Raw genomic sequence first — 968 nt, forward strand, 5'->3', positions numbered from 1 at the left:
CCCCCGCCCTCCGGTCGCGACCCGACGTCCGACCGTTGCCCGCCCGCCGGAGGGACCCCGGGGCCCACAGGCCATAAGCTGGTCACGCGCCCGACCGGCCGTGCCGGTCGCCCCGACCGCCCCGGTCGGAACGTCGCGCCCGTCGCACGAGCCCCGAGGAGCCGTCCCGGATGTCCCCCGAACCGACCGCGCCCGGCCCGCACACCACGTTGCGCACCGGAGTGGTCTGGGATCTGCTCGAGGAGGCGTTGGAGAGGCGCGTCGCCGCCACCGGTCGGTCCGAGCTGGCCGTTCTCGACGCGGGTGGCGGCAGCGGAAGTCTCGCCGTGCGGGTCGCCGCCGGCGGTCACCGCGTGACGGTCGTGGATCCCAGCCCGGACGCGCTGTTCGCCCTCCGCCGCCGCGCGGCGGAGAAGGGCGTCGCCGAGCGGATCCGCGGGGTCCAGGGGGACACCGGTGACCTGCTGGAGGTCGCCGGCGACGGTCACGACCTGGTCCTGTGCCACGGTGTCCTGGAATACGTGGAGGACCCGGCCGCCGGGATGCGGGCGATCGCCCGGGCCCTGGCCCCCGGCGGGATCGCCGGCGTGCTGGTCGCCGGCATGGGGGGTGCGGTTCTCGCGCGGGCCCTGGGCGGTCGCTTCGCCGAGGCCCGTGCGGTGTTCTCCGACACCTCTCCGGAGCCCGCCCCGGTTCCCGGCGGTGCCGTCCCGCACCGGTTCACCGAGCCGGGGTTGGCCGGACTCGCGGAAGCGGCCGGCCTGGTCCCGACCGCGGTGCACGGCGTGCGGATCTTCGCCGATCTGGTGCCCGGCGCGCTGGTGGACAGCGAGCCCGACGCCCTGCGCGAACTCTCCCGCCTGGAGCGGGAGGCGGCCTCCCACCCGGCCTTCCGGGCCATCGCCGCGCACCTTCACCTGGTGGCCGAGAAGCCCGCCGGGTGACCGCTTTCACGCTGTCTCTTAGAC

General features: G+C 76.3%; 1 protein-coding gene. It reads left to right on the top strand.

What is annotated here, in order from left to right; all coding sequences use genetic code 11:
- Positions 1 to 170 precede the first annotated feature (170 nt).
- Positions 171 to 944 carry a methyltransferase domain-containing protein gene (locus FNQ90_RS24855; protein ID WP_182608387.1) on the top strand — a complete coding sequence of 258 codons (774 nt, stop codon included), beginning with the start codon at positions 171 to 173 and terminating at the stop codon, positions 942 to 944.
- Positions 945 to 968 lie beyond the last annotated feature (24 nt).

It is taken from the genome of Streptomyces alkaliphilus (assembly GCF_014141535.1).
GTDB classification, from domain to species: Bacteria; Actinomycetota; Actinomycetes; order Streptomycetales; family Streptomycetaceae; genus Streptomyces; species Streptomyces alkaliphilus.

Bases quoted from the DNA above. Each gene is read 5' to 3' on its own strand.
- FNQ90_RS24855 (WP_182608387.1), top strand. From the start codon at position 171: ATGTCCCCCGAACCGACCGCGCCCGGCCCGCACACCACGTTGCGCACC.